This is a genomic window from Alphaproteobacteria bacterium PA2, from assembly GCA_002256425.1.
In the GTDB taxonomy this organism is placed as follows: Bacteria; Pseudomonadota; Alphaproteobacteria; order Caulobacterales; family Caulobacteraceae; genus Phenylobacterium.
Genome location: NKIZ01000001.1, coordinates 1 through 17,848 on the forward strand (window position 1 = coordinate 1; position 17,848 = coordinate 17,848).

At 64.7% G+C, this 17,848-nt stretch carries 22 protein-coding genes and 1 other RNA gene; 13 read left to right on the forward strand and 10 right to left on the reverse strand.

Features of this window, described 5'->3' with window-relative positions; translation table 11 throughout:
• The first annotated feature begins 280 nt into the window (after nucleotides 1–280).
• The 4 genes from CFE28_00005 to CFE28_00020 all read left to right on the forward strand — a co-directional run bounded on the left by CFE28_00005 (nucleotide 281) and on the right by CFE28_00020 (nucleotide 3,077).
• Entirely contained in the window at nucleotides 281–871 is a 591-nt protein-coding gene (locus tag CFE28_00005) for a hypothetical protein (protein OYU68518.1), read from the forward strand.
• Nucleotides 872–929: 58 nt separating this feature from the next.
• A complete protein-coding gene (locus CFE28_00010; GenBank protein ID OYU68519.1) occupies nucleotides 930–1,502 on the forward strand; it encodes a pilus assembly protein TadE in 573 nt (190 codons plus the stop codon).
• Nucleotides 1,496–2,014 (forward strand): pilus assembly protein TadE, encoded by a 519-nt coding sequence (locus CFE28_00015; protein ID OYU68520.1) that lies wholly within the window; start codon nucleotides 1,496–1,498, stop codon nucleotides 2,012–2,014. The genes CFE28_00010 and CFE28_00015 overlap by 7 nt, the downstream gene beginning before the upstream one ends.
• Nucleotides 2,015–2,201: 187 nt before the next feature.
• Nucleotides 2,202–3,077 (forward strand): short-chain dehydrogenase, encoded by an 876-nt coding sequence (locus CFE28_00020; GenBank protein ID OYU68521.1) that lies wholly within the window; start codon nucleotides 2,202–2,204, stop codon nucleotides 3,075–3,077.
• On the opposite strand, the gene CFE28_00025 is transcribed toward CFE28_00020, so the two are convergent.
• The 3 genes from CFE28_00025 to CFE28_00035 are packed head-to-tail and all read right to left on the reverse strand — an operon-like array spanning nucleotide 3,070 to nucleotide 4,951.
• Complete coding sequence (locus CFE28_00025; protein OYU68522.1) at nucleotides 3,070–3,663, reverse strand: GNAT family N-acetyltransferase; 594 nt, start codon at nucleotides 3,661–3,663, stop codon at nucleotides 3,070–3,072. The two genes, CFE28_00020 and CFE28_00025, sit on opposite strands and share 8 nt — an antisense overlap.
• Nucleotides 3,660–4,403 carry a hypothetical protein gene (locus CFE28_00030; protein ID OYU68523.1) on the reverse strand — a complete coding sequence of 248 codons (744 nt, stop codon included), beginning with the start codon at nucleotides 4,401–4,403 and terminating at the stop codon, nucleotides 3,660–3,662. Before CFE28_00030 ends, CFE28_00025 begins: the two co-directional genes overlap by 4 nt.
• Before the next feature lie 17 nt (nucleotides 4,404–4,420).
• Nucleotides 4,421–4,951, reverse strand: coding sequence for a GNAT family N-acetyltransferase (locus CFE28_00035; protein ID OYU68524.1), 531 nt, complete (start codon nucleotides 4,949–4,951; stop codon nucleotides 4,421–4,423).
• 131 nt (nucleotides 4,952–5,082) lie between these two features.
• Here CFE28_00035 and modA point away from each other — a divergent pair, with 131 nt between their 5' ends.
• From modA to CFE28_00050, 3 genes are read left to right on the forward strand one after another with little or no spacing between them, the layout of a single operon-like run.
• Entirely contained in the window at nucleotides 5,083–5,832 is a 750-nt protein-coding gene (gene modA, locus CFE28_00040; protein OYU68525.1) for a molybdate ABC transporter substrate-binding protein, read from the forward strand.
• 2 nt (nucleotides 5,833–5,834) lie between these two features.
• Complete coding sequence (gene modB / locus CFE28_00045) at nucleotides 5,835–6,494, forward strand: molybdate ABC transporter permease subunit (protein OYU68526.1); 660 nt, start codon at nucleotides 5,835–5,837, stop codon at nucleotides 6,492–6,494.
• Complete coding sequence (locus CFE28_00050; protein OYU68527.1) at nucleotides 6,491–7,237, forward strand: ABC transporter; 747 nt, start codon at nucleotides 6,491–6,493, stop codon at nucleotides 7,235–7,237. Before modB ends, CFE28_00050 begins: the two co-directional genes overlap by 4 nt.
• Before the next feature lie 2 nt (nucleotides 7,238–7,239).
• Here CFE28_00050 and CFE28_00055 read toward each other — a convergent pair whose 3' ends face one another.
• Complete coding sequence (locus CFE28_00055) at nucleotides 7,240–7,662, reverse strand: hypothetical protein (protein ID OYU68528.1); 423 nt, start codon at nucleotides 7,660–7,662, stop codon at nucleotides 7,240–7,242.
• A gap of 224 nt (nucleotides 7,663–7,886) precedes the next feature.
• Here CFE28_00055 and CFE28_00060 point away from each other — a divergent pair, with 224 nt between their 5' ends.
• Both CFE28_00060 and groL read left to right on the forward strand, forming a co-directional pair.
• Nucleotides 7,887–8,174 carry a co-chaperone GroES gene (locus CFE28_00060; protein ID OYU68529.1) on the forward strand — a complete coding sequence of 96 codons (288 nt, stop codon included), beginning with the start codon at nucleotides 7,887–7,889 and terminating at the stop codon, nucleotides 8,172–8,174.
• A 52-nt stretch (nucleotides 8,175–8,226) separates the two neighbouring features.
• The gene (gene groL, locus CFE28_00065; protein OYU68530.1) at nucleotides 8,227–9,876 is read left to right on the forward strand and encodes a chaperonin GroEL; all 1,650 of its coding nucleotides are present in this window, start codon (nucleotides 8,227–8,229) and stop codon (nucleotides 9,874–9,876) included.
• A 64-nt stretch (nucleotides 9,877–9,940) separates the two neighbouring features.
• Here groL and CFE28_00070 read toward each other — a convergent pair whose 3' ends face one another.
• Nucleotides 9,941–10,300 carry a hypothetical protein gene (locus CFE28_00070; GenBank protein OYU68531.1) on the reverse strand — a complete coding sequence of 120 codons (360 nt, stop codon included), beginning with the start codon at nucleotides 10,298–10,300 and terminating at the stop codon, nucleotides 9,941–9,943.
• 161 nt (nucleotides 10,301–10,461) lie between these two features.
• Between CFE28_00070 and CFE28_00075 the strand changes: the two genes are divergently transcribed.
• Nucleotides 10,462–11,169, forward strand: coding sequence for a hypothetical protein (locus tag CFE28_00075; GenBank protein OYU68532.1), 708 nt, complete (start codon nucleotides 10,462–10,464; stop codon nucleotides 11,167–11,169).
• On the opposite strand, the gene CFE28_00080 is transcribed toward CFE28_00075, so the two are convergent.
• From CFE28_00080 to CFE28_00100, 5 genes are all read right to left on the reverse strand, one after another.
• The gene (locus CFE28_00080; GenBank protein ID OYU68533.1) at nucleotides 11,150–11,986 is read right to left on the reverse strand and encodes a metallophosphoesterase; all 837 of its coding nucleotides are present in this window, start codon (nucleotides 11,984–11,986) and stop codon (nucleotides 11,150–11,152) included. The genes CFE28_00075 and CFE28_00080 overlap by 20 nt on opposite strands.
• 11 nt (nucleotides 11,987–11,997) lie before the next feature.
• Entirely contained in the window at nucleotides 11,998–12,558 is a 561-nt protein-coding gene (locus tag CFE28_00085) for a 5-formyltetrahydrofolate cyclo-ligase (GenBank protein ID OYU68534.1), read from the reverse strand.
• 24 nt (nucleotides 12,559–12,582) lie between these two features.
• Nucleotides 12,583–12,744: non-coding RNA, 6S RNA (gene ssrS / locus CFE28_00090), on the reverse strand.
• A 55-nt stretch (nucleotides 12,745–12,799) separates the two neighbouring features.
• Nucleotides 12,800–13,126, reverse strand: coding sequence for a cell division protein ZapA (locus CFE28_00095; GenBank protein OYU68535.1), 327 nt, complete (start codon nucleotides 13,124–13,126; stop codon nucleotides 12,800–12,802).
• Nucleotides 13,126–13,386, reverse strand: coding sequence for a hypothetical protein (locus CFE28_00100; GenBank protein ID OYU68536.1), 261 nt, complete (start codon nucleotides 13,384–13,386; stop codon nucleotides 13,126–13,128). Before CFE28_00100 ends, CFE28_00095 begins: the two co-directional genes overlap by 1 nt.
• 157 nt (nucleotides 13,387–13,543) lie before the next feature.
• On the opposite strand from CFE28_00100, the gene tkt reads away from it, so the two are divergent.
• From tkt to gap, 3 genes are all read left to right on the forward strand, one after another.
• A complete protein-coding gene (tkt, locus tag CFE28_00105; GenBank protein ID OYU71473.1) occupies nucleotides 13,544–15,496 on the forward strand; it encodes a transketolase in 1,953 nt (650 codons plus the stop codon).
• A 9-nt stretch (nucleotides 15,497–15,505) separates the two neighbouring features.
• A complete protein-coding gene (locus tag CFE28_00110) occupies nucleotides 15,506–16,705 on the forward strand; it encodes a phosphoribosylglycinamide formyltransferase 2 (protein ID OYU68537.1) in 1,200 nt (399 codons plus the stop codon).
• A gap of 134 nt (nucleotides 16,706–16,839) precedes the next feature.
• A complete protein-coding gene (gene gap / locus CFE28_00115) occupies nucleotides 16,840–17,847 on the forward strand; it encodes a type I glyceraldehyde-3-phosphate dehydrogenase (protein OYU68538.1) in 1,008 nt (335 codons plus the stop codon).
• Nucleotide 17,848: the final 1 nt, after the last annotated feature.

The window sequence follows — 17,848 nt, forward strand, 5'->3', positions numbered from 1 at the left end:
AGACGGGGAAGGATCAAGCCGTCTGGCCCGCTCGCTCCGAATTCGCAGGGACACTTTCGCCCACCTCGCTTAATTACGAGTAAACAAGACAGTATTGATCAGATTTTTCTTATGGTTTACTGAAATTTACAATTATATTCTGTTAACCATGTTACAAAACTGAGGCCAATTCGGGCGTTTGGACTTAATGATTCTCGCGCGCGCGTGAGTCTGCTGAAATTCAGCCTTTGTTGACCATTCCCGGGGATTCTGGGGAGGAAGGTTTTCTCGGGAAAAATTCATGCGACGCCTGCTTGCGACAATTCTCGGCTCACTGATCGTGGGTCTGGCCCCGGCGTCCGCCATTGCACAGGACCTGCTGACCGTCCCCATGGACCACAGCGTGAGGTTCGCCCTGCCACCAGGTTCCAAGCGGGTCATGCTTGGCGCGCCCGGCGTTGTCGACATTACAGTTCTGGACATGAGCACCGCCGTCCTGCTTGGCCGCACCTATGGCGCGACTAACATTCTGGTCCTGGACGCCACCGGCCGCACCCTGATGAACCAGGAAGTCGTGGTCGCAGACTCAGGGGTCGGCAGGGTCACCCTGGTGACAGGCTCGGCGGGTGGAGAAGGTCCAGCAACAGTATCTGTCCAGAACTTTGCCTGCAGTCCGCGCTGCAACCGTTACCCCTTGCCTGGGGAATCCCAGGTGGATGCGGGCATCTATACCGGTGAGTACACGGCCTATCCGGGTCGCGTTGGTGGAGGCGGCTCCGGTCCGGCCGCACCCGCTGCACCTGCGGGCCCCCTTGGCGCCATGACCGCCCTGGCCGGCGTTTCCCAGGCCATGGGCTCGGTCGCCGGCGCCGGAAAGGGCGTCGGCCCTTAAACTTCCGATTCAGCTAAGTCTGATATCGAAAAGGCTCTGTCATGAAGAGTCTGACCTGATGCAAACTGAAAAGCCTGATCGGAACCTCATCAAGAGGTTCCTGAAAGCAAAGCGGGGAGCCGTGGCGGTTGAGTTCGCCATCATCCTCCTGCCGTTCCTTGTCCTGATGTTCGGGACAGTTGAACTTGGCATGGTCTTCATGACGTCCTCGACCCTCCAGAACGCCACGGACGAAGCGGCGCGCAGGATCCGGACCGGCGAATTCCAGGCGACGAGCACGACCAAGGCCCAGTTCAAGACCCTGGTCTGCAACAATATGAGCTGGCTGAAGACATCCTGCGCCGGAAACCTGACCGTCGACGTTCAGACGTTTTCGGACTTCGGCGGCATTGGCGGCGCGGCGGGGATCGACCCGGCCAACTTTGACCCCAATGACACCTGCTGGTCTCCGGGTCAGGCCGGGGACATCGTTCTGGTGCGGACCTATTACAAGTGGCAGATCTTCACACCCTTCCTGGACCAGTCCCTGGTCAATATGGGCGACGGCAGCAGCCAGCGCCTGATCACCACGGCCGCCAGCTTCCGCAATGAGCCCTGGTCAACGACAGCCCCGGCAGGTGCAGCATGCTAAAACGGCTTTCCAGGGATCAGCGCGGTTCCGCCGCTGTCGAGTTCGCCTTCATCGCGCCCATCATGCTGCTCATGTATTTCGGCCTGGCTGAGATGACCCAGGGCATGATGGCCAGCCGTCGGGCCCACCACGTCGCCTCGACCATTGGCGACCTTGTGACCCAGTCTCCTTCGATGAACCAGGCTTCGATCGACGACGTCTTCCTGATCGGCGACGCCATCCTGAAGCCCTTCCCGACCGGAACCCTGTCCATGCGGGTCAGCAGCATCAAGGCTGATGCCGGCGGCAACCTTTCGGTGGTCTGGACGAAGCACAAGGGCAGCTTTGGTGATCTCACCAGCGCGGCGAGCCTGCCGTCGGGCCTCCTGACCCCTGACGAAAGCGTCGTGGTCGCGGAAAGCTCGTACACCTATACCTCACCCATCCAGCAGACCCTGCCCTCGCCGGTGAGCTTCAAGGCGACCTATTATCTCAAGCCGAGAAAAAGCAAGGAAGTGAAGTGGCTGCCCTAGGGCCGCCTCGCCACTGACCTGAGTTGCAGGAACCTGCCCCGTCCGCTGCGACCAGCGGACCCGGTTTCCCCATGAGCGCCGCAGCTCCCGAGCCTGATGTACCCACATCAGGAATGACAGGGTCTCGACTCCGGCGCATTCCAGTCCGAAGATCGGGGAAACAAACCCAGGGAAGGGAGTGAAACTCATGGGGCTCTTGAGCGGTAAGGTCGCCATCATAACGGGCGCTGGCGGGGGTCTGGGCGAGGCCTATGCCAAGCTCTTCGCCAGGGAAGGCGCCAGCGTTGTCGTCAACGACCTGGGCGGATCCCGGGACGGCTCGGGCGAAGGGTCGGTCTCTGCGGCGCAGAAGGTGGTCAATGACATTGTTGCGGCTGGCGGCCAGGCCGTGGCCAATGGCGACGATGTCTCGACCATGGAGGGCGGCGAAAACATCCTCAAGACGGCCCTCGACGCCTTTGGTCAGGTGGACATTCTGGTCTGCAACGCCGGAATTCTCAGGGACAAGTCCTTTGCCAACACCAGCGAGGCCGATTGGGACCTGGTGGTGAAGGTGCATCTGAAGGGCACCTATTGCTGCACCATGCCGGTCTGGAAGTGGCTGAAAGATAACGGTAAACCCGGCACAATCATAATGACCAGCTCGACCTCGGGCCTCTATGGCAATTTCGGCCAGTCGAACTACGGCGCCGCAAAGGCCGGGATCTACGGCTTCATGCGCGTGCTTTCCATCGAGGGACGCAAGTACGGGATCCGGGTCATGGGCCTCGCGCCAGGCGCCTTCACCCGCATGACCGCCGACCTGCCTGGCCGTGTCGGTCGCGACCCGGAACCCATGAGCCTGCCTGAGAACATTGCGCCAGGCGTGCTGTACATGGCCTCGGACCTGGCGGCCGATCACACCGGCAAGGTCCTGGGCGTTTCATCGCGCGGCGTTCGGGAAATCAAGATGCTGCAGACCGACGGCTTCAACCCGGGACGGCCCTACACCGCCCAGGATGTCGCAGAGCATGCGGCTGACGTCTTCTTCCCGGCGGCGCCGGAGCGGACTGCGGCTAGCTAGGACCGAAGGATGCAAGCCGGGCGTCCAGCCGATCACGGACGCCCGGCCATTCATCGGCCAGAACCGAGAAAATGACCGTATCGCGGATTCGACCCGTCCAGGTCACCCGGTCCTGTCGCAATATTCCCTCCTGGACCGCTCCCAGCTTGAGCACCGCCGCCCTCGACCGGGCGTTTATGGCGTCGACCCGGTAGACCACCCGCCGGGCGCCTGAGTCGAAGGCATGGCCCATCATCAGCCGCTTTGCCGCCGGATTGACCGCGCCGCCCCGGACCTGGGGGTGGTAATAGGTGCCGCCCACCTCGACACTGGCATCGGCTGAATCCGCGCCTATGTGGCAGGTCATGCCCATGCAGCGGTCCCCAGCCATGACGGCGTACTGCATCCAGCTGCCGTCAGCCTGGCTCTTGACCAGGTGGTCCTCCCAGCGCCGGTCAAAGGCTTCGCCCAGCATGGAATAGGGATAGAGCAGGTTCCAGGTGTCCGGATCAGCGGCGCAGGCTGCGCGCAGGTCTTCCCTGTGTTCGGCGCCCAGGGGCTCGAGCCTGACCCAGGTGTTCTCCAGACCCTGCAGGGTGAGCTTCATGCCCCATGGCCTTTCAGATAGAGTTGGGCGGCCTGGAACAGGTAGGTGACACCCACGGCGGTGACGATCCAGCGGGTCCAGGACTTGAAGTTCACATCGCTCATCCGGTCGAGGATCCGCCCGCCCGCCACCGTACCCAACATGGACAGGGGAATGGCCAGGGCGAAGACCGGCCAGGGCGGAAGTCCAACAGAGCCGTTGGCGAACAGGGGCGCGCCATAGACCAGGATCTTGGCCAGATGGCTGAAGACCTGGGTTGCAGCCTTGGTGGCGACAATGGCGTGACGGGTGAGGGCTGTGCGCACGAAGAAGATGTCCAGCAGGGGGCCGGCAACACCTGCGGTCAGGTTCAACCCTGTTACCAGAAAGCCCGAGACCAGGGCGTGAAGCGGTCTGGCCGCATCCAGCCTCAGCCAGGATTGCGGAATCCACAGCAAGCCCGGCACCAGACCCAACATGAGGAAGAGCGCCATTTTCGAAGGGGAAAAGGCGATCATGGCCACCACAATTCCTGCAGCCAGAGACGACAGGCCGTAGAAGGCGACAATGTCCCACCGCACATGTCGGGCGTGCAGTATGGCCCGCCAGCCATTGGCGACCAGCTGCAGCAGGCCATGGGTGACGAAGGCGGCCGAGACCGGCATGAGGAAGGCCAGGCCGCCCATGAGGACAAGGCCTCCGGCCATGCCGAACACACCTGACAGCATGGCGGTGAGAAAGGCCAGGATCGCCAGGATCATGCCACTGACAAAAGCGCTCACCGGGAAATCCTCTTGTAGAACAGGACGGTTCCGGTCAGAGCGCCGTCCGGCATCAGGGCGAAGTCGGGAATGACGCCGACCCGGGTCCAGCCGCCTCGGGCATAGAGCCGCTCACCGGCGCCGCCTTCGGCCGTGTCGAGGGTCAGAAGGGTCAGGCCCAGGTCCCGGGCGGCGTCTTCCGCAGCTGTGAGCAGGGCCTCGCCTACCCCCTGACGTCGACCGCGCCGATGGACCAGCATCTTCGCAACATCCCCCCGGTGCGGCTGATTGTCGACGCCGGCGGGAATGACCTGGACCACACCGAGGATGCCGTTGGAATCCGCGGCCGTGATCACCACACGGCCGTCGACTTCAGCGGCGTCGGCCACGCCCATCCAGAAATCTGTCGCCCGCCGCAGGGTCAGGGCCGCCATGAAACTGACCGACGCTCCGCCGTCGACGCAGTCCTTGAGCACGTCGCCCAGGGCGTCGGCCGCGGCGCGGACCTCAGATGGCTTCAGCCGGGCGATCTTCAGGGCGTGGGTCATGGGATGGCGAAAACTCTATACGGTTTGCGCGCACCTGGTCGAGCCCGGGCCTGCAACCTGCGTCCATTGACAGGTGGCAGTCCTGCAGCGCTATGAAGACAAACTACATATCGCTGGCTAAAGATGGCTCCATGTTAAGAAGCCTGTCCCTTGCGTTGACGATGCTCATCCTTGCGGCTCTCCCGTGCACCGGGGTTGCAGGACAGGTGCGCGTCGCGGTCGCCGCCAACTTCGCGGAGCCGGCCCAGGACCTTGCGACGGCCTTCAGAATCCGGACGGGAGACACTGTTGTCCTGAGTCCGGGTTCGAGCGGTCAGCTCTATGTCCAGATCGCGCACGGGGCGCCCTACGAGGTCTTCCTCAGCGCCGATGTGGATCAGCCAGCAAGGGCGGAAATCAACGGGCTGTCGGTGAAGGGAACCCGGTTCACCTATGGGACAGGCAGGCTGGTCCTGTACTCCACAAGGTCGGGTCTGGTGATGGACAAGGGTGCAGTCCTTGGGGCGGGTGACTTCAACAAGCTTGCTATCGCCGATCCGGCGACAGCCCCCTACGGCAGGGCGGCGGTCGAGACCCTCAGGAAGATTGGCCTTTATGACCGGGTGAGCCCGAAACTGGTCACCGGCACTTCCATCACCCAGGCCTTCCAGTTCGTGGAAACTGGCGCCGCCGACCTCGGATTCGTCGCCCTGTCCCAGGTGATCCGCAAGCCGGGCGGCTCGCGGTGGCTTGTCCCGGTCAGCCATCACGCCCCCGTCGCCCAGCAGGCCGTCCTGCTCAAGAGGGGCGACTCCAATCCTGCAGCCCGGCGCTTCCTGGCCTTCCTGAAGTCCCGGGAGGCCAGGTCGATCATCTCCAGCTATGGCTATGAGGTTCCCTGACCGTGCAGGAGGTCATCTGGACAACCTTCAGGCTGGCGACCGTGACAACGGTGCTGCTTATCCTGGCTGCAACGCCAATAGCGTGGATGCTCTCCCGTCGGCGAAGCTGGTGGAAGGACGCCCTGGGCGCCCTCCTGTCCCTGCCCATTGTCCTGCCGCCCACTGTGCTGGGCTTCTACCTGTTGCTGGCCCTGGCGCCCCAGAGCCCGATCATGGCCCTGTTGCATCCCCTGGGCGTCCAGTCCCTGGCCTTCACCTTCACGGGCCTGGTCATTGGCTCCATGGTCTACTCCCTGCCCTTCGCCATAACCCCGATCCGCAACGCCTTTGAGGCCATGGGTGAGGGTCCAATGGAGGTGGCGGCGACCCTCAGGGCATCGCCCCTGGACGCCTTCATTTCGGTAGCCCTGCCCCAGGCCAGACGCGGCTTCGCCAGCGCCGCCATACTGGTCTTCGCCCATACGGTGGGTGAGTTCGGGGTGGTGCTGATGATCGGCGGAGCCATTCCGGGGCAGACCGAAGTGGTGTCTGTCCGGATCTATCAGCTGGTGGAGTCCCTGAAATTCGGCGAGGCCCACCTGCTGGCGGCGGGCCTGATGGCCTTCGCCTTCTGCGTCCTGATGGCCATTTCCATCCTCGACCGCCCGGGCAAGGCGCCATGACCCAAGGGCTGACAGCACATCTGACGGGGCAGGTCGGAACCCTGTCCCTCGACATCGACCTCTCCCTGCCTGCAACCGGCGTGACCATGCTGACAGGCCCTTCGGGGAGCGGAAAGTCGACCCTGGTGCGGGCCCTGGCCGGCCTGATCCGGCTGAAGGGTGACGTGCGGATTGGCGGGGAAACCTGGCAGGACACGGACATTTTCCTGCCCCCTCACCGCCGCGCGATCGGTCTTGTCTTCCAGGACGCCGGCCTGCTGTCGCATCTGAGCGTTCGTGGCAATCTGGAATTCGGCCGCCGCAGGGCGCCGCAGCCATACGCCATCCAGCTTGACGACGTGGTGGACCTGATGGGGCTCTCCGGCCTCATTGACCGCAGCACGGTCAGACTTTCAGGCGGCGAGCGGCAAAGGGTCGCAATCGCCCGCGCCCTGCTGACCCAGCCCCGTCTGCTGCTGATGGACGAGCCCCTGTCCAGCCTGGACCCGGAAAGCAAGGCGGCGATCCTGCCCTATCTGCAATCCCTGCATCAGGCCCTGGACCTGCCAGTCCTCTATGTCGCCCACGCCCGCGACGAGATCGCAGCCATCGGAGACCGGATCGCCGTCATGGCGGCGGGGCGGATCCTGAGCCTGGAAGATGCAAGGCCAGGCCCGGGCCTGGAAGGTCGTACGCAGGGCGAGATCAACGCCCTGGCCCGCGCGGCGCTGGACGCAGGGCTCTCGCCCCGCGTCAGCGACTGATCCTACTTTACCGGAAGGTTCTCGGCGCCGGTGCAGACAGCGGCCAGCAGGGCCTTGTCTTCGGCTGACTCAACCTTCTTGGACGGGGCGGAACGCCAGTCATCCGGAATGGCCAGGGGCTTCTTGGGCGAATAGCCCGAAACGAGAAGTATGGTCTGCGCCTTGCAGTCCAGGGCGACCACCGAACCCACGCCGTCCGCAGCGCCAGGCGCCGAGGGACCCATGCGCGGCGAGGCGGCGACCTTGCCGACGGCCGACAGGGCGACAACCCGCTGGGACTTGGCGTCCCGATAGGAATAGTCGGCGTCATAGGACCACTGCAGGTTATTGGCGCTGACGGCGGAATAGCCCTTCCAGGTCTCGGCATGGACGGCGCCGGCTGCGGCCAGGGTTGTGAACAGGGCGGTGGCGATGACGCGACGCATGGATTTTTTCCTCAAAATTCCCTCGGCGCGGACCCTAACGGCAGACTTGGGCGGCACCAAACGCTTTTCTGCCGCGCAGTTTTGAGGAACCCGCGCCTTGACTCTGCGGGTCGCCATCCCTAACTCCCCACCGGGTTTGGCACTCATGGGCCGCTAGTGCTAACAGCGCGCCTCGAGGTCAATCCGACCCATACATCAACCGTTCCGTACGGAGAGAAAAAGACATGGCGTTTCGTCCCCTGGGAGATCGCGTCCTCATCAAGCGCATCGAGGAAGAAGAAAAGACCAAGGGCGGGATCATCATTCCCGACACCGCCAAGGAAAAGCCGCAGGAAGGCGAAGTCGTCGCCGTGGGCCCCGGCGCCCGTGACGACAGCGGCAAGGTCCAGCCCCTGGACGTGAAGAAGGGCGACCGCATCCTGTTTGGCAAGTGGTCCGGCACCGAAGTGAAGATCGACGGTCAGGACCTCCTGATCATGAAGGAAAGCGACGTTCTGGGCATTGTTGAATAGCCCTCGACCTACGTCGTACATCCCAACACCTATTTGAAAGAGCACACAGAAAATGGCCGCTAAAGACGTCTATTTCGGTTCCGACGCGCGCGATCGCATGCTGCGCGGCGTGAACATCCTCGCCAACGCCGTGAAGGTCACCCTGGGTCCCAAGGGCCGCAATGTGGTGATCGAGAAGTCCTTCGGCGCTCCGCGCTCCACCAAGGACGGCGTCTCCGTCGCCAAGGAAATCGAACTGTCTGACCGTTTCGAGAACCTCGGCGCGCAGATGATCCGCGAAGTCGCCTCCAAGACCAATGACAAGGCCGGCGACGGCACCACCACCGCCACCGTTCTGGCCCAGGCCATCGTCACCGAAGGCCTGAAGGCCGTCGCGGCCGGCATGAACCCGATGGACCTGAAGCGCGGCGTCGACAAGGCCGTCACCAAGGTCGTCGAGGAAATCAAGAACACCTCGCGCAAGGTCACCGCCAACTCCGAAATCGCCCAGGTCGGCACCATCTCGGCCAATGGCGACGCCGCCGTCGGCGACATGATCGCCAAGGCCATGGACAAGGTCGGCAATGAAGGCGTGATCACGGTTGAAGAAGCCAAGACCGCCGAAACCGAACTCGACGTCGTCGAAGGCATGCAGTTCGACCGGGGCTATCTGTCCCCCTACTTCATCACCAACGCCGAAAAGATGGAAGTCGAGCTCGACGAGCCCCTCATCCTGCTCTTCGAAAAGAAGCTCACCTCCCTGCAGCCCCTGCTGCCGGTCCTGGAAGCCGTGGTCCAGTCGGGTCGTCCCCTGCTGATCATCGCCGAGGACGTTGAAGGCGAAGCCCTGGCCACCCTGGTGGTCAACAAGCTGCGCGGCGGCCTGCGGGTTGCAGCGGTCAAGGCTCCGGGCTTCGGCGATCGCCGCAAGGCCATGCTGGAAGACATCGCCATCCTAACCGGCGGCGAGCTGATCAGCGAAGACCTGGGCATCAAGCTGGAAAACGTCACCCTGGACATGCTGGGCAAGGCCAAGAAGGTCTCCATCACCAAGGACGACACCACCATCGTTGACGGCTCCGGCGCCAAGGACGGCATCGAGGCCCGTATCGGTCAGATCAAGCGTCAGATCGAAGACACCTCGTCCGACTACGACAAGGAAAAGCTGCAGGAACGTCTGGCCAAGCTGGCCGGCGGCGTTGCGGTCATCCGCGTCGGCGGTTCGACCGAAGTCGAAGTCAAGGAACGCAAGGATCGCGTTGACGACGCCCTGAACGCCACCCGCGCTGCGGTGGAAGAAGGCATCGTCCCCGGCGGCGGCGTGGCTCTGCTGAAGGCCTCCAAGGTTCTGGACGGCTTCAAGGGCGACAATGCCGACCAGGAAGCCGGCGTGGCCATCGTCCGTCGCGCCCTGCAGGCTCCGATCCGTCAGATCGCCGAAAACGCCGGCGTTGAAGGCTCGATCGTTGTCGGCAAGGTCCTGGAAAACAGCTCGGCCTCCTTCGGCTTCAACGCCCAGACCGAAGAGTATGTGGACATGATCGCCTCTGGCGTCATGGACCCGGCCAAGGTCGTCCGTACGGCTCTGCAGGACGCGGCCTCGATCGCCGGCCTGCTGATCACCACGGAAGCTGCCATCGTCGAAAGCCCCAAGAAGGCTAACGCCGGCGGCGGCGGCATGCCCGGCGGCGGCATGGGCGGCATGGGCGACATGGACTTCTAGGTCCAGACCCAGTCGATCAGGATCGAGGGCGGAGCTGAAAGGCTCCGCCCTTTTTCGTTGGGCCCTAGGCCCTGCGGGGGGTCATGTCGCCGATCACCATGGCGCCGACCCAGTTGGTCAGTCCGGTGACGACCGCCGCCAGAATGCCGGCCAGCAGACCCTGAACCACAAAGCCCTTCAGCAGGAAGGCCACCAGCAGGATCATCCCGCCGTTCAGGACCAGCAGGAACAGGCCCAGGGTGATGAAGGTCAGGGGCAGGGTCAGGATGAACAGTATGGGCCGGACGATGGCGTTGACGATCCCCAGCAGCAGGGCGGCCAGGATCAGGGTCGTATTGTTGTCATAGGAAACCCCGGGCACAAAGTGCGCCGCCAGGGCCAGGCCCACAGCGCCGAAGGCCAACCGAACCAGGAATTTGAACATTTTCGCGTCTCCCAAGGGGGTGTCTGCAGAAACATGGGCCGGGAGACGAGGCCGTGCAATGCCTGGCGCCCGCCATCAGGATTTCACGCATGTTTCAGTGACGGCGCCAATTTCGCCCCTTGTGGCGCCTAGGCTGGGACAAACGTGAAGGACCAGGACCCATGTCTCCCAGATTCCCCGTCATCGCCCTTGCCGGGCTGACCATCATTTCCGGCGCCGCCGAGGCCCAGCCAAGGGACGCGCGGCCGGGGCCGCCGGGTGATGGACCTCCGGGGCAAGGACGGCTCTTCATCAGCCCGTCCGGCGAGCCCTTCCGTCACGGCCAGGGTGCGGCGGCCTGGTTCGCCCAGACCGATGCCGATCACGACGGCGCCGTGACCCTCGTTGAATTCCGCAAGGACGCCTCAAGGGCGTTTGCCCTGCTGGACAGGAATTCGGACGGCGTGATCGATGGGCCTGAGACCACGTACTATGAAAATGAGCTTGTCCCCGAAATCAGCCAGACCACCGGAGATGGTGACCGGGGTCCATCGGGAGAGAGGGGCGGACGCGGAAGCCGCGGCCGACCGCCTCCTGGCGGGCCAGGGCCGGACCGCGAAGGCAGGGGTGAACCACCTCCGTCAGGAGGTCGCAATGGCGGGACACCGAGGCAGGGGGCAGGCCGATTCGCCTATCTTGATATCCCCGAGCCCATACGCGCCGCAGACCTCAACCTCGACTGGCGGGTGACAGGCGCCGAGTGGCTGAAGGCCGCAGACCGCCGTTTCGCAATGCTGGACACCGGCGCGCTGGGCAAACTGACGCCGGAGACCCTGCCGCGCCTGCCTGGTCCCCCGCCCCCGCGGGGCTCTAGGCGACCGCCACGGTGAGGTCGGGAATGGTCTGGGACAGCCTGCCGCCAACGCGCAGCGGCTCTACTCTGACAGCCAGACCCGTCCGGTCATCGGTTTCCACAAAGACCCCGCAGACAGTCGCGGGCCCTTCGGCGGGCTTGTAGCGGCCCCCGGCTATGCGGGTGGTGAAACGGCGAAGGGGCTCTTCCTTCTGATTGCCGATGACGCTGTCATAGTCGGCGCAGGCCCCGGCGTCGGTCTGATAGGCAGTGCCGCCATTCAGGATCTGGCAGTCGGCTGTGGGGACATGGGTGTGGGTGCCCACCACAAGACTGGCCCGGCCATCGCAGAAGTGACCCATGGCCATTTTCTCCGACGTCGCCTCGGCGTGCATGTCGACCACCACGGCGTCAGCCGCCATGCCCAGGGGGCATTTGTCCAGCTCGCGGTCGACAGCGCTGAAGGGGTCATCCAGGCTGTCCATGTGAACCCGGCCCAGCAGGTTGATCACCAGTATGCGCTTGCCGCTGTCGGTCTCGAACAGGTTGGCGCCGCGACCCGGCGCGTCCGACAGGACCGAATAGTTCAGGGGCCGGATCAGTCGGGGTTCGCGGACAATATAGGTCAGGGCTTCCTTCTGGTCCCAGGAATGGTTGCCCAGGGTCAGGCAGTCGGCGCCGGCCTCGAACAGCTCCCGGGCGGTGTTTTCGGTAATGCCGAAGCCCGCCGCTGCATTCTCGGCATTGACGATGACGAACTCCAGGCCAAGGCGGCGCTTGAGGTCCGGCAGATGATCAGCCAGCCCGTCCCGACCGGCTCGGCCGACGACATCCCCGAAAAAAGCAAAACGCATCCGACTAGGTCCTAGGTTCTTTGGGGGACGATATAGCCGGTTTCCGTGAGAATGGCGTCCAGGGATTGATCGTGCTCGATCATGGGGGCTTCCTCCACCTCCAGACCGGCATAGGCCAGGCCGATGGCGAGCACCCGTCCCTGTCGCCTCAGGGCTTCCAGGGTGCGGTCATAGAAGCCTCCACCCTGCCCCAGCCGTCCGCCGCGACGATCGAAAGCCAGCAGGGGGATGATGAGGACATCCGGGGTCACGCTCGCTGCAGCCTCGGTCGGCGCCGGAAGTCCCATGGCGTCCGGGGCCAGACCATCGCCCTGGCAATAGGCCCGGAAGATCAGGGGCGAGGCGGGCGCCAGGCAGACCGGCAGGGCCAGCAGTGCGCCGCGTCCCTGCAGGACTTTCAGGACAGGTCCGGGATCCAGCTCACCGCCCATGGGCAGATAACCACCGACCGTGGCAGGCTTGAGACCCTTGGGCAGAAGCTCTGCGGCTGCACCCGCAGCCCCGGGAAAGCGATCGGCGAGGTCCCTGCGCAGACTGCGCTGGACGCGGCGGAGGTCGTGCTTGGAGGCCATGGCGACCCCTTTTACGGATGGGGTGGCGGCGCCGCGAGAACCGTGAAGGGCGGTTTAATCCCCTCGACCTGGATAACCAGGTGGGCGCCGTAATGCCCAGGCCCACGGGCCAAGACAGGGACAGCTCCCTTCGAGACAATTAAGGTCGCTGGGATAAGTTGCCTTCGACGCGAGCCGCAGCAAGACCCGCCGCCTGATAGAATAGGCCATTGCGCGGAAAATGTGAGGGGCGATCTGCCCTTTATTCAGCCGCCAGCTTTTCCAGCTTCCGGGCGGCGTTTTCCAGGGCCAGGGTCGAGCGGGTTTCCAGCCGGGCGTATTCCGACTGCAGGCGGGCGTGCTCGGTCTGCATGACCGACAGTCGCGCCCTGGCGTCGGTCAGTTCGTCGGCCAGCAGCAGGGCGCCCATCAGGAACAGACGGGTGTCGCCCAGCTGGCCCATATCCTTGGAAACACTGCGAACCTGCTGGTCAAACAGCCGGGCCAGCTCCATCAGGTGGGCTTCCTGCCCGTCCTCGCAGCCAACCGCGTAGGGCCGGCCATTCACTGTCACCGTCACCTGGGCCATCAGGCGTCCTCGCTTTGCGGTTCAAGGGCGGCGTTGATTTCCTCGATGGCCTTGGCGAGGGCTGCAGAAGCCTCGGCGCCGGCCAGTTCCAGTTCCTTTTCCCGGGCCCGAGCCTCGGCCAGCTCCCTGGCCAGGCGCTCACGCTCGGCGTCCGAACCCGGGGTCACGGGCGCACCCGAGGCGAGCTTCTGCTCAACCAGGGAAATCGCGCGATCCAACCGTTTGACGGCCTGATCGAATAGGCTCTCCTCGCGGTCCATGTCCTGCTCCGAAGTGTGTCCGGAAGACTATAGCGCGGGCAGGGCGGCGTCTGAAACCCGTTACCTTCCTTGACCCTGAATTGCTTGCGTGCGACCCCGCGCCCGCAAGTTCCTTTTCACGCCCCGGAAGCTCAACATGCCCGCGCCCATTCAGACCATGGCCAATGCGATCCGCGTCCTTTCCATGGACGCTGTCCACCATGCGAAATCCGGCCACCAGGGCATGCCCCTGGGCATGGCCGACGTCGCCACTGTCCTGTGGACCCGGTTCCTGAAGTATGATCCGGCGCGGCCGGCCTGGGCCGACCGGGACCGGTTCGTCCTGTCAGCGGGCCACGGGTCCATGCTGCTCTATTCCCTGCTGCATCTGACGGGGTTCAAGGCCATGACCATGGACCAGATCCGCAACTTCCGTCAGTGGGGCTCCAACACCCCCGGCCACCCGGAATACGGCCACACTCCCGGCGTCGAAACCACCACTGGTCCCCTGGGCCAGGGCATCGCAACTGCGGTGGGCATGGCCATGGCCGAGCGCCACCTGGCCAACCGCTTTGGCGCAGACCTGGTGGATCACCGGACCTGGGTCATCGCCGGCGACGGCTGTCTGATGGAAGGGATCAGCCATGAGGCCGCTTCCCTGGCCGGTCGCCTCAAGCTGAGCAAGCTAACCGTCCTGTTCGATGACAACAACACCACCATCGATGGCTATGCGACCCTGGCCGAAACCGGCGACCAGCTGGCGAGGTTCAAGGCCTATGGCTGGGCGGTGAAGGCCGTCGACGGCCATGACTTTGCAAAGATCGCCGCCGCCATGCGCTGGGCGACCAAACAGGACCGCCCCACCCTCATCGCCTGCAAGACCAAGATCTCCAAGGGCGCCGGCCCCAAGGAGGCCGATCCCCACAGCCACGGCTACGCCCTGATGGACGCCGAAATCGCTGACGCCCGCAAGGCCATGGGCTGGGACCTGCCGCCCTTCGAGCTGCCTGATGAGGTGCTGAAGTCCTGGCGGTCCGCGGGTCGCAAGGCCGGCAGGGCGCGCAAGGCCTGGCAGGCACGTCTGGATGGATCCAGCCACAAGCCGGAGTTTGAACGGGCGATCAATGGCGACCTGCCCGCCGACGCCTTCGCAAAACTCGACGCCTATATTGAACAGGCCGTGACCACCAAGCCGGCGGCGGCGACCCGCCAGCATTCAGGCTCAGCCCTCGAGCATCTGGTTCCGGCCATTCCGGAACTGATCGGCGGCTCGGCTGACCTGACCGGTTCGAACAACACCTATGTCAAGGGCACCAAGGCCTTCGACCTGCCCGACTATGACGGCCGCTATGTCCACTATGGCGTCCGCGAGCACGGCATGGCTGCAGCCATGAACGGCATGGCCCTGCATGGCGGGATCATTCCCTTCTCCGGCGCCTTCCTGGTGTTCTCGGACTACAGCCGTCCCTCCATCCGTCTGGGGGCCCTGATGGGGACCCGGGTGATCCACGTCATGACCCACGACTCCATCGGGGTCGGCGAGGACGGTCCAACCCACCAGCCGGTGGAGCATGTGGGCGCCCTGCGGATGATCCCGAACCTGAACGTCTATCGCCCGGCTGACGCAATCGAGGCGGCCGAGTGCTGGAAACTGGCCCTGTCCACCAAGACCACGCCGTCGGTCATGGCCCTGTCCCGCCAGAAGGTTCCTGCGGTGCGCACCGAGGCGGCAAATGAGAACCTGTCGGCCAGGGGCGCCTATGAGCTGAAGGCCGCCAGCGCCGCCGCCAGGGTGACCATCTTCGCTTCCGGCACCGAAGTCTCCATAGCCGTCGCCGCCCGGGACATGCTGGAAGCCGAGGGCGTGCCCACCCGTGTGGTCTCGACCCCCTGCTGGGATCTCTTCGAAACCCAGAGCGCCAGGTACAAGGCTGAGGTCATCGGCAAGGCCGATGTCCGCGTCGCGGTGGAAGCCCAGGTCTCCTATGGCTGGGAGCGGTTCATCGGTGAGAACGGCGCCTTTGTGGGCATGACCGGCTTCGGGGCCAGCGCCCCGGCCGAGCGGCTCTACAAGGAGTTCGGGATCACTGCTGAGGCGGTGGTCGCCGCCGCCAAGGCCAAGCTCGGCTAGGATCAGATCATGCGCCTGGGAACGCCCCTTTCGCCCTCCGCCGTCCGGGTCATGCTGCTGGGGTGCGGCGAGTTGGGCAAGGAAGTGGCCATCGAACTGCAGAGGCTGGGCTGCGAAGTGATCGGGGTGGACCGTTATGCGGACGCTCCGGCCATGCAGGTGGCTCACCGCAGCCACGTGATCGCCATGACCGACGCTGCGGCCCTCCGCGCCCTGGTGGAGGCTGAAAGGCCGCACCTGATTGTCCCGGAGATTGAGGCCATCGCTACGGACGAACTGGCGCGCATTGAAGCCGATGGCCTTGCCACGGTCATTCCTACCGCCCGGGCCGCCCAGCTGACCATGAACCGCGAGGGCATCCGCCGCCTGGCGGCAGAGACCCTTGGCCTGCCCACCAGCGCCTATGCCTTCGCCACCAGCGAGGCCGAACTCGCCCTGGCGGCGAGGGAGGTCACAGGCTTTCCCTGCTTCATCAAGCCGGTGATGAGCTCATCCGGCAAGGGTCAGTCTTTTGTCGAAGGACCGGAGGGCATTGCCGCAGCCTGGGCCTACGCCCTTTCGGCGGGCCGGGTCTCGGAGGCCAAGGTGATCGTCGAGGGCCGGGTGGATTTCGATTTCGAGATCACCCAGCTGACCATTCGCGCCCGGGACGCCGACGGAAACATCCAGACCCATTTCTGCGCCCCCATCGGCCACAGACAGGTCAAGGGCGACTATGTGGAAAGCTGGCAGCCCCAGGCCATGTCGCCGACGGCCCTTGACCGCGCCCGGGCCATAGCCAGGGCTGTAACCGATGATCTGGGCGGGCTTGGCCTGTTCGGGGTCGAGCTGTTCGTGAAGGGCGACGAGGTCTGGTTTTCCGAAGTCAGCCCCCGACCCCACGACACCGGCCTGGTCACCCTGGCCACCCAGAGCCTCAGCGAATTCGCCCTTCACGCCCGGGCCATTCTCGGTCTTCCAGTGGACGCCGCCCTGCGGGAGCCGGGCGCCAGCGCGGTGATCTATGGCGGGCTGGAAGGTGTCGGCGTGGTGTTTGAGGGCGTGGATGAGGCCCTGGCGATCCCGGGGTCGGACCTGCGCCTGTTCGGCAAGCCGGAGGCCTTCGAGCGGCGGCGGATGGGCGTCGCCCTGGCTCGCGCTACAGACACCGATGAAGCGCGACGACTGGCCAAGGCGGCGGCGGATAAGGTCAGGGTCGTCCAGGGCTGAAACCCGGGCCTCCCCGCCACATCCTTCCTAAATCAACGCGTTGGGATCGATCCGGGTGGTCTGGGGGTTGACTTCCCTGGGCTGAACCCGAAAAACCGCGCCCAATCCAAGCAAATTCGATCAAGGAGTTGTCCATGGCCGTCCGCGTCGCAATCAATGGGTTTGGCCGTATCGGCCGCCTGGTCCTGCGCTCGATCGTGGAGCATGGCCGCACGGACATCGAGGTCGTGGCGATCAACGACCTGGGCCCGGTGGAAACCAACGCCCATCTCCTGCGCTATGACAGTGTCCACGGCCGGTTCCCGGGCAATGTCACCGTCGACGGCGATACGATCGATGTGGGCTTCGGCAAGATCAAGGTCACCGCAATCCGCAATCCGGCCGAGCTTCCGCACCGCGAGCTGGGCGTCGACATCGCCCTGGAGTGCACCGGCCTCTTCACCTCCAAGGACAAGGCCAAGGCCCACCTGGACGCCGGCGCCAAGCGGGTCCTGGTTTCCGCCCCCTGCACCGACGCCGACAAGACCATCGTCTTCGGGGTGAACCACAACACCCTGACCAAGGACGACCTGATCGTCTCCAACGCCTCCTGCACCACCAACTGCCTGGCCCCGGTGGCCAAGGTCCTGCACGAGCTGGCCGGCATCGAGCGGGGCTATATGACGACCATCCACTCCTACACTGGCGACCAGCCGACCCTGGACACCATGCATTCGGACCTCTACCGGGCCCGGGCCGCCGCCATGTCCATGATCCCGACCTCCACCGGCGCGGCCAAGGCCCTGGGCCTGGTCATCCCGGAACTGCAGGGCAAGCTGGACGGCTCGTCCATCCGCGTCCCGACCCCCAATGTTTCCGTGGTCGACCTCACCTGGGTGCCCGGCCGGACCCTGACCCGGGAAGAAATCAACGCCGCCCTGACTGCAGCGGCCAACGGCCCGCTGAAGGGGGTTCTGGCCGTGACCAATGATCCCCTGGTCTCGATCGACTTCAACCATGTGCCCGCCTCGTCCACGGCGGCCCTGGCCCAGACCCAGGTCATTGATGGCGGCCTTGGCCGTATCCTGACCTGGTATGACAATGAGTGGGGCTTCTCCACCCGGATGAGCGACACGGCCCTGGCCATGGCAGCCCTGATCTAGG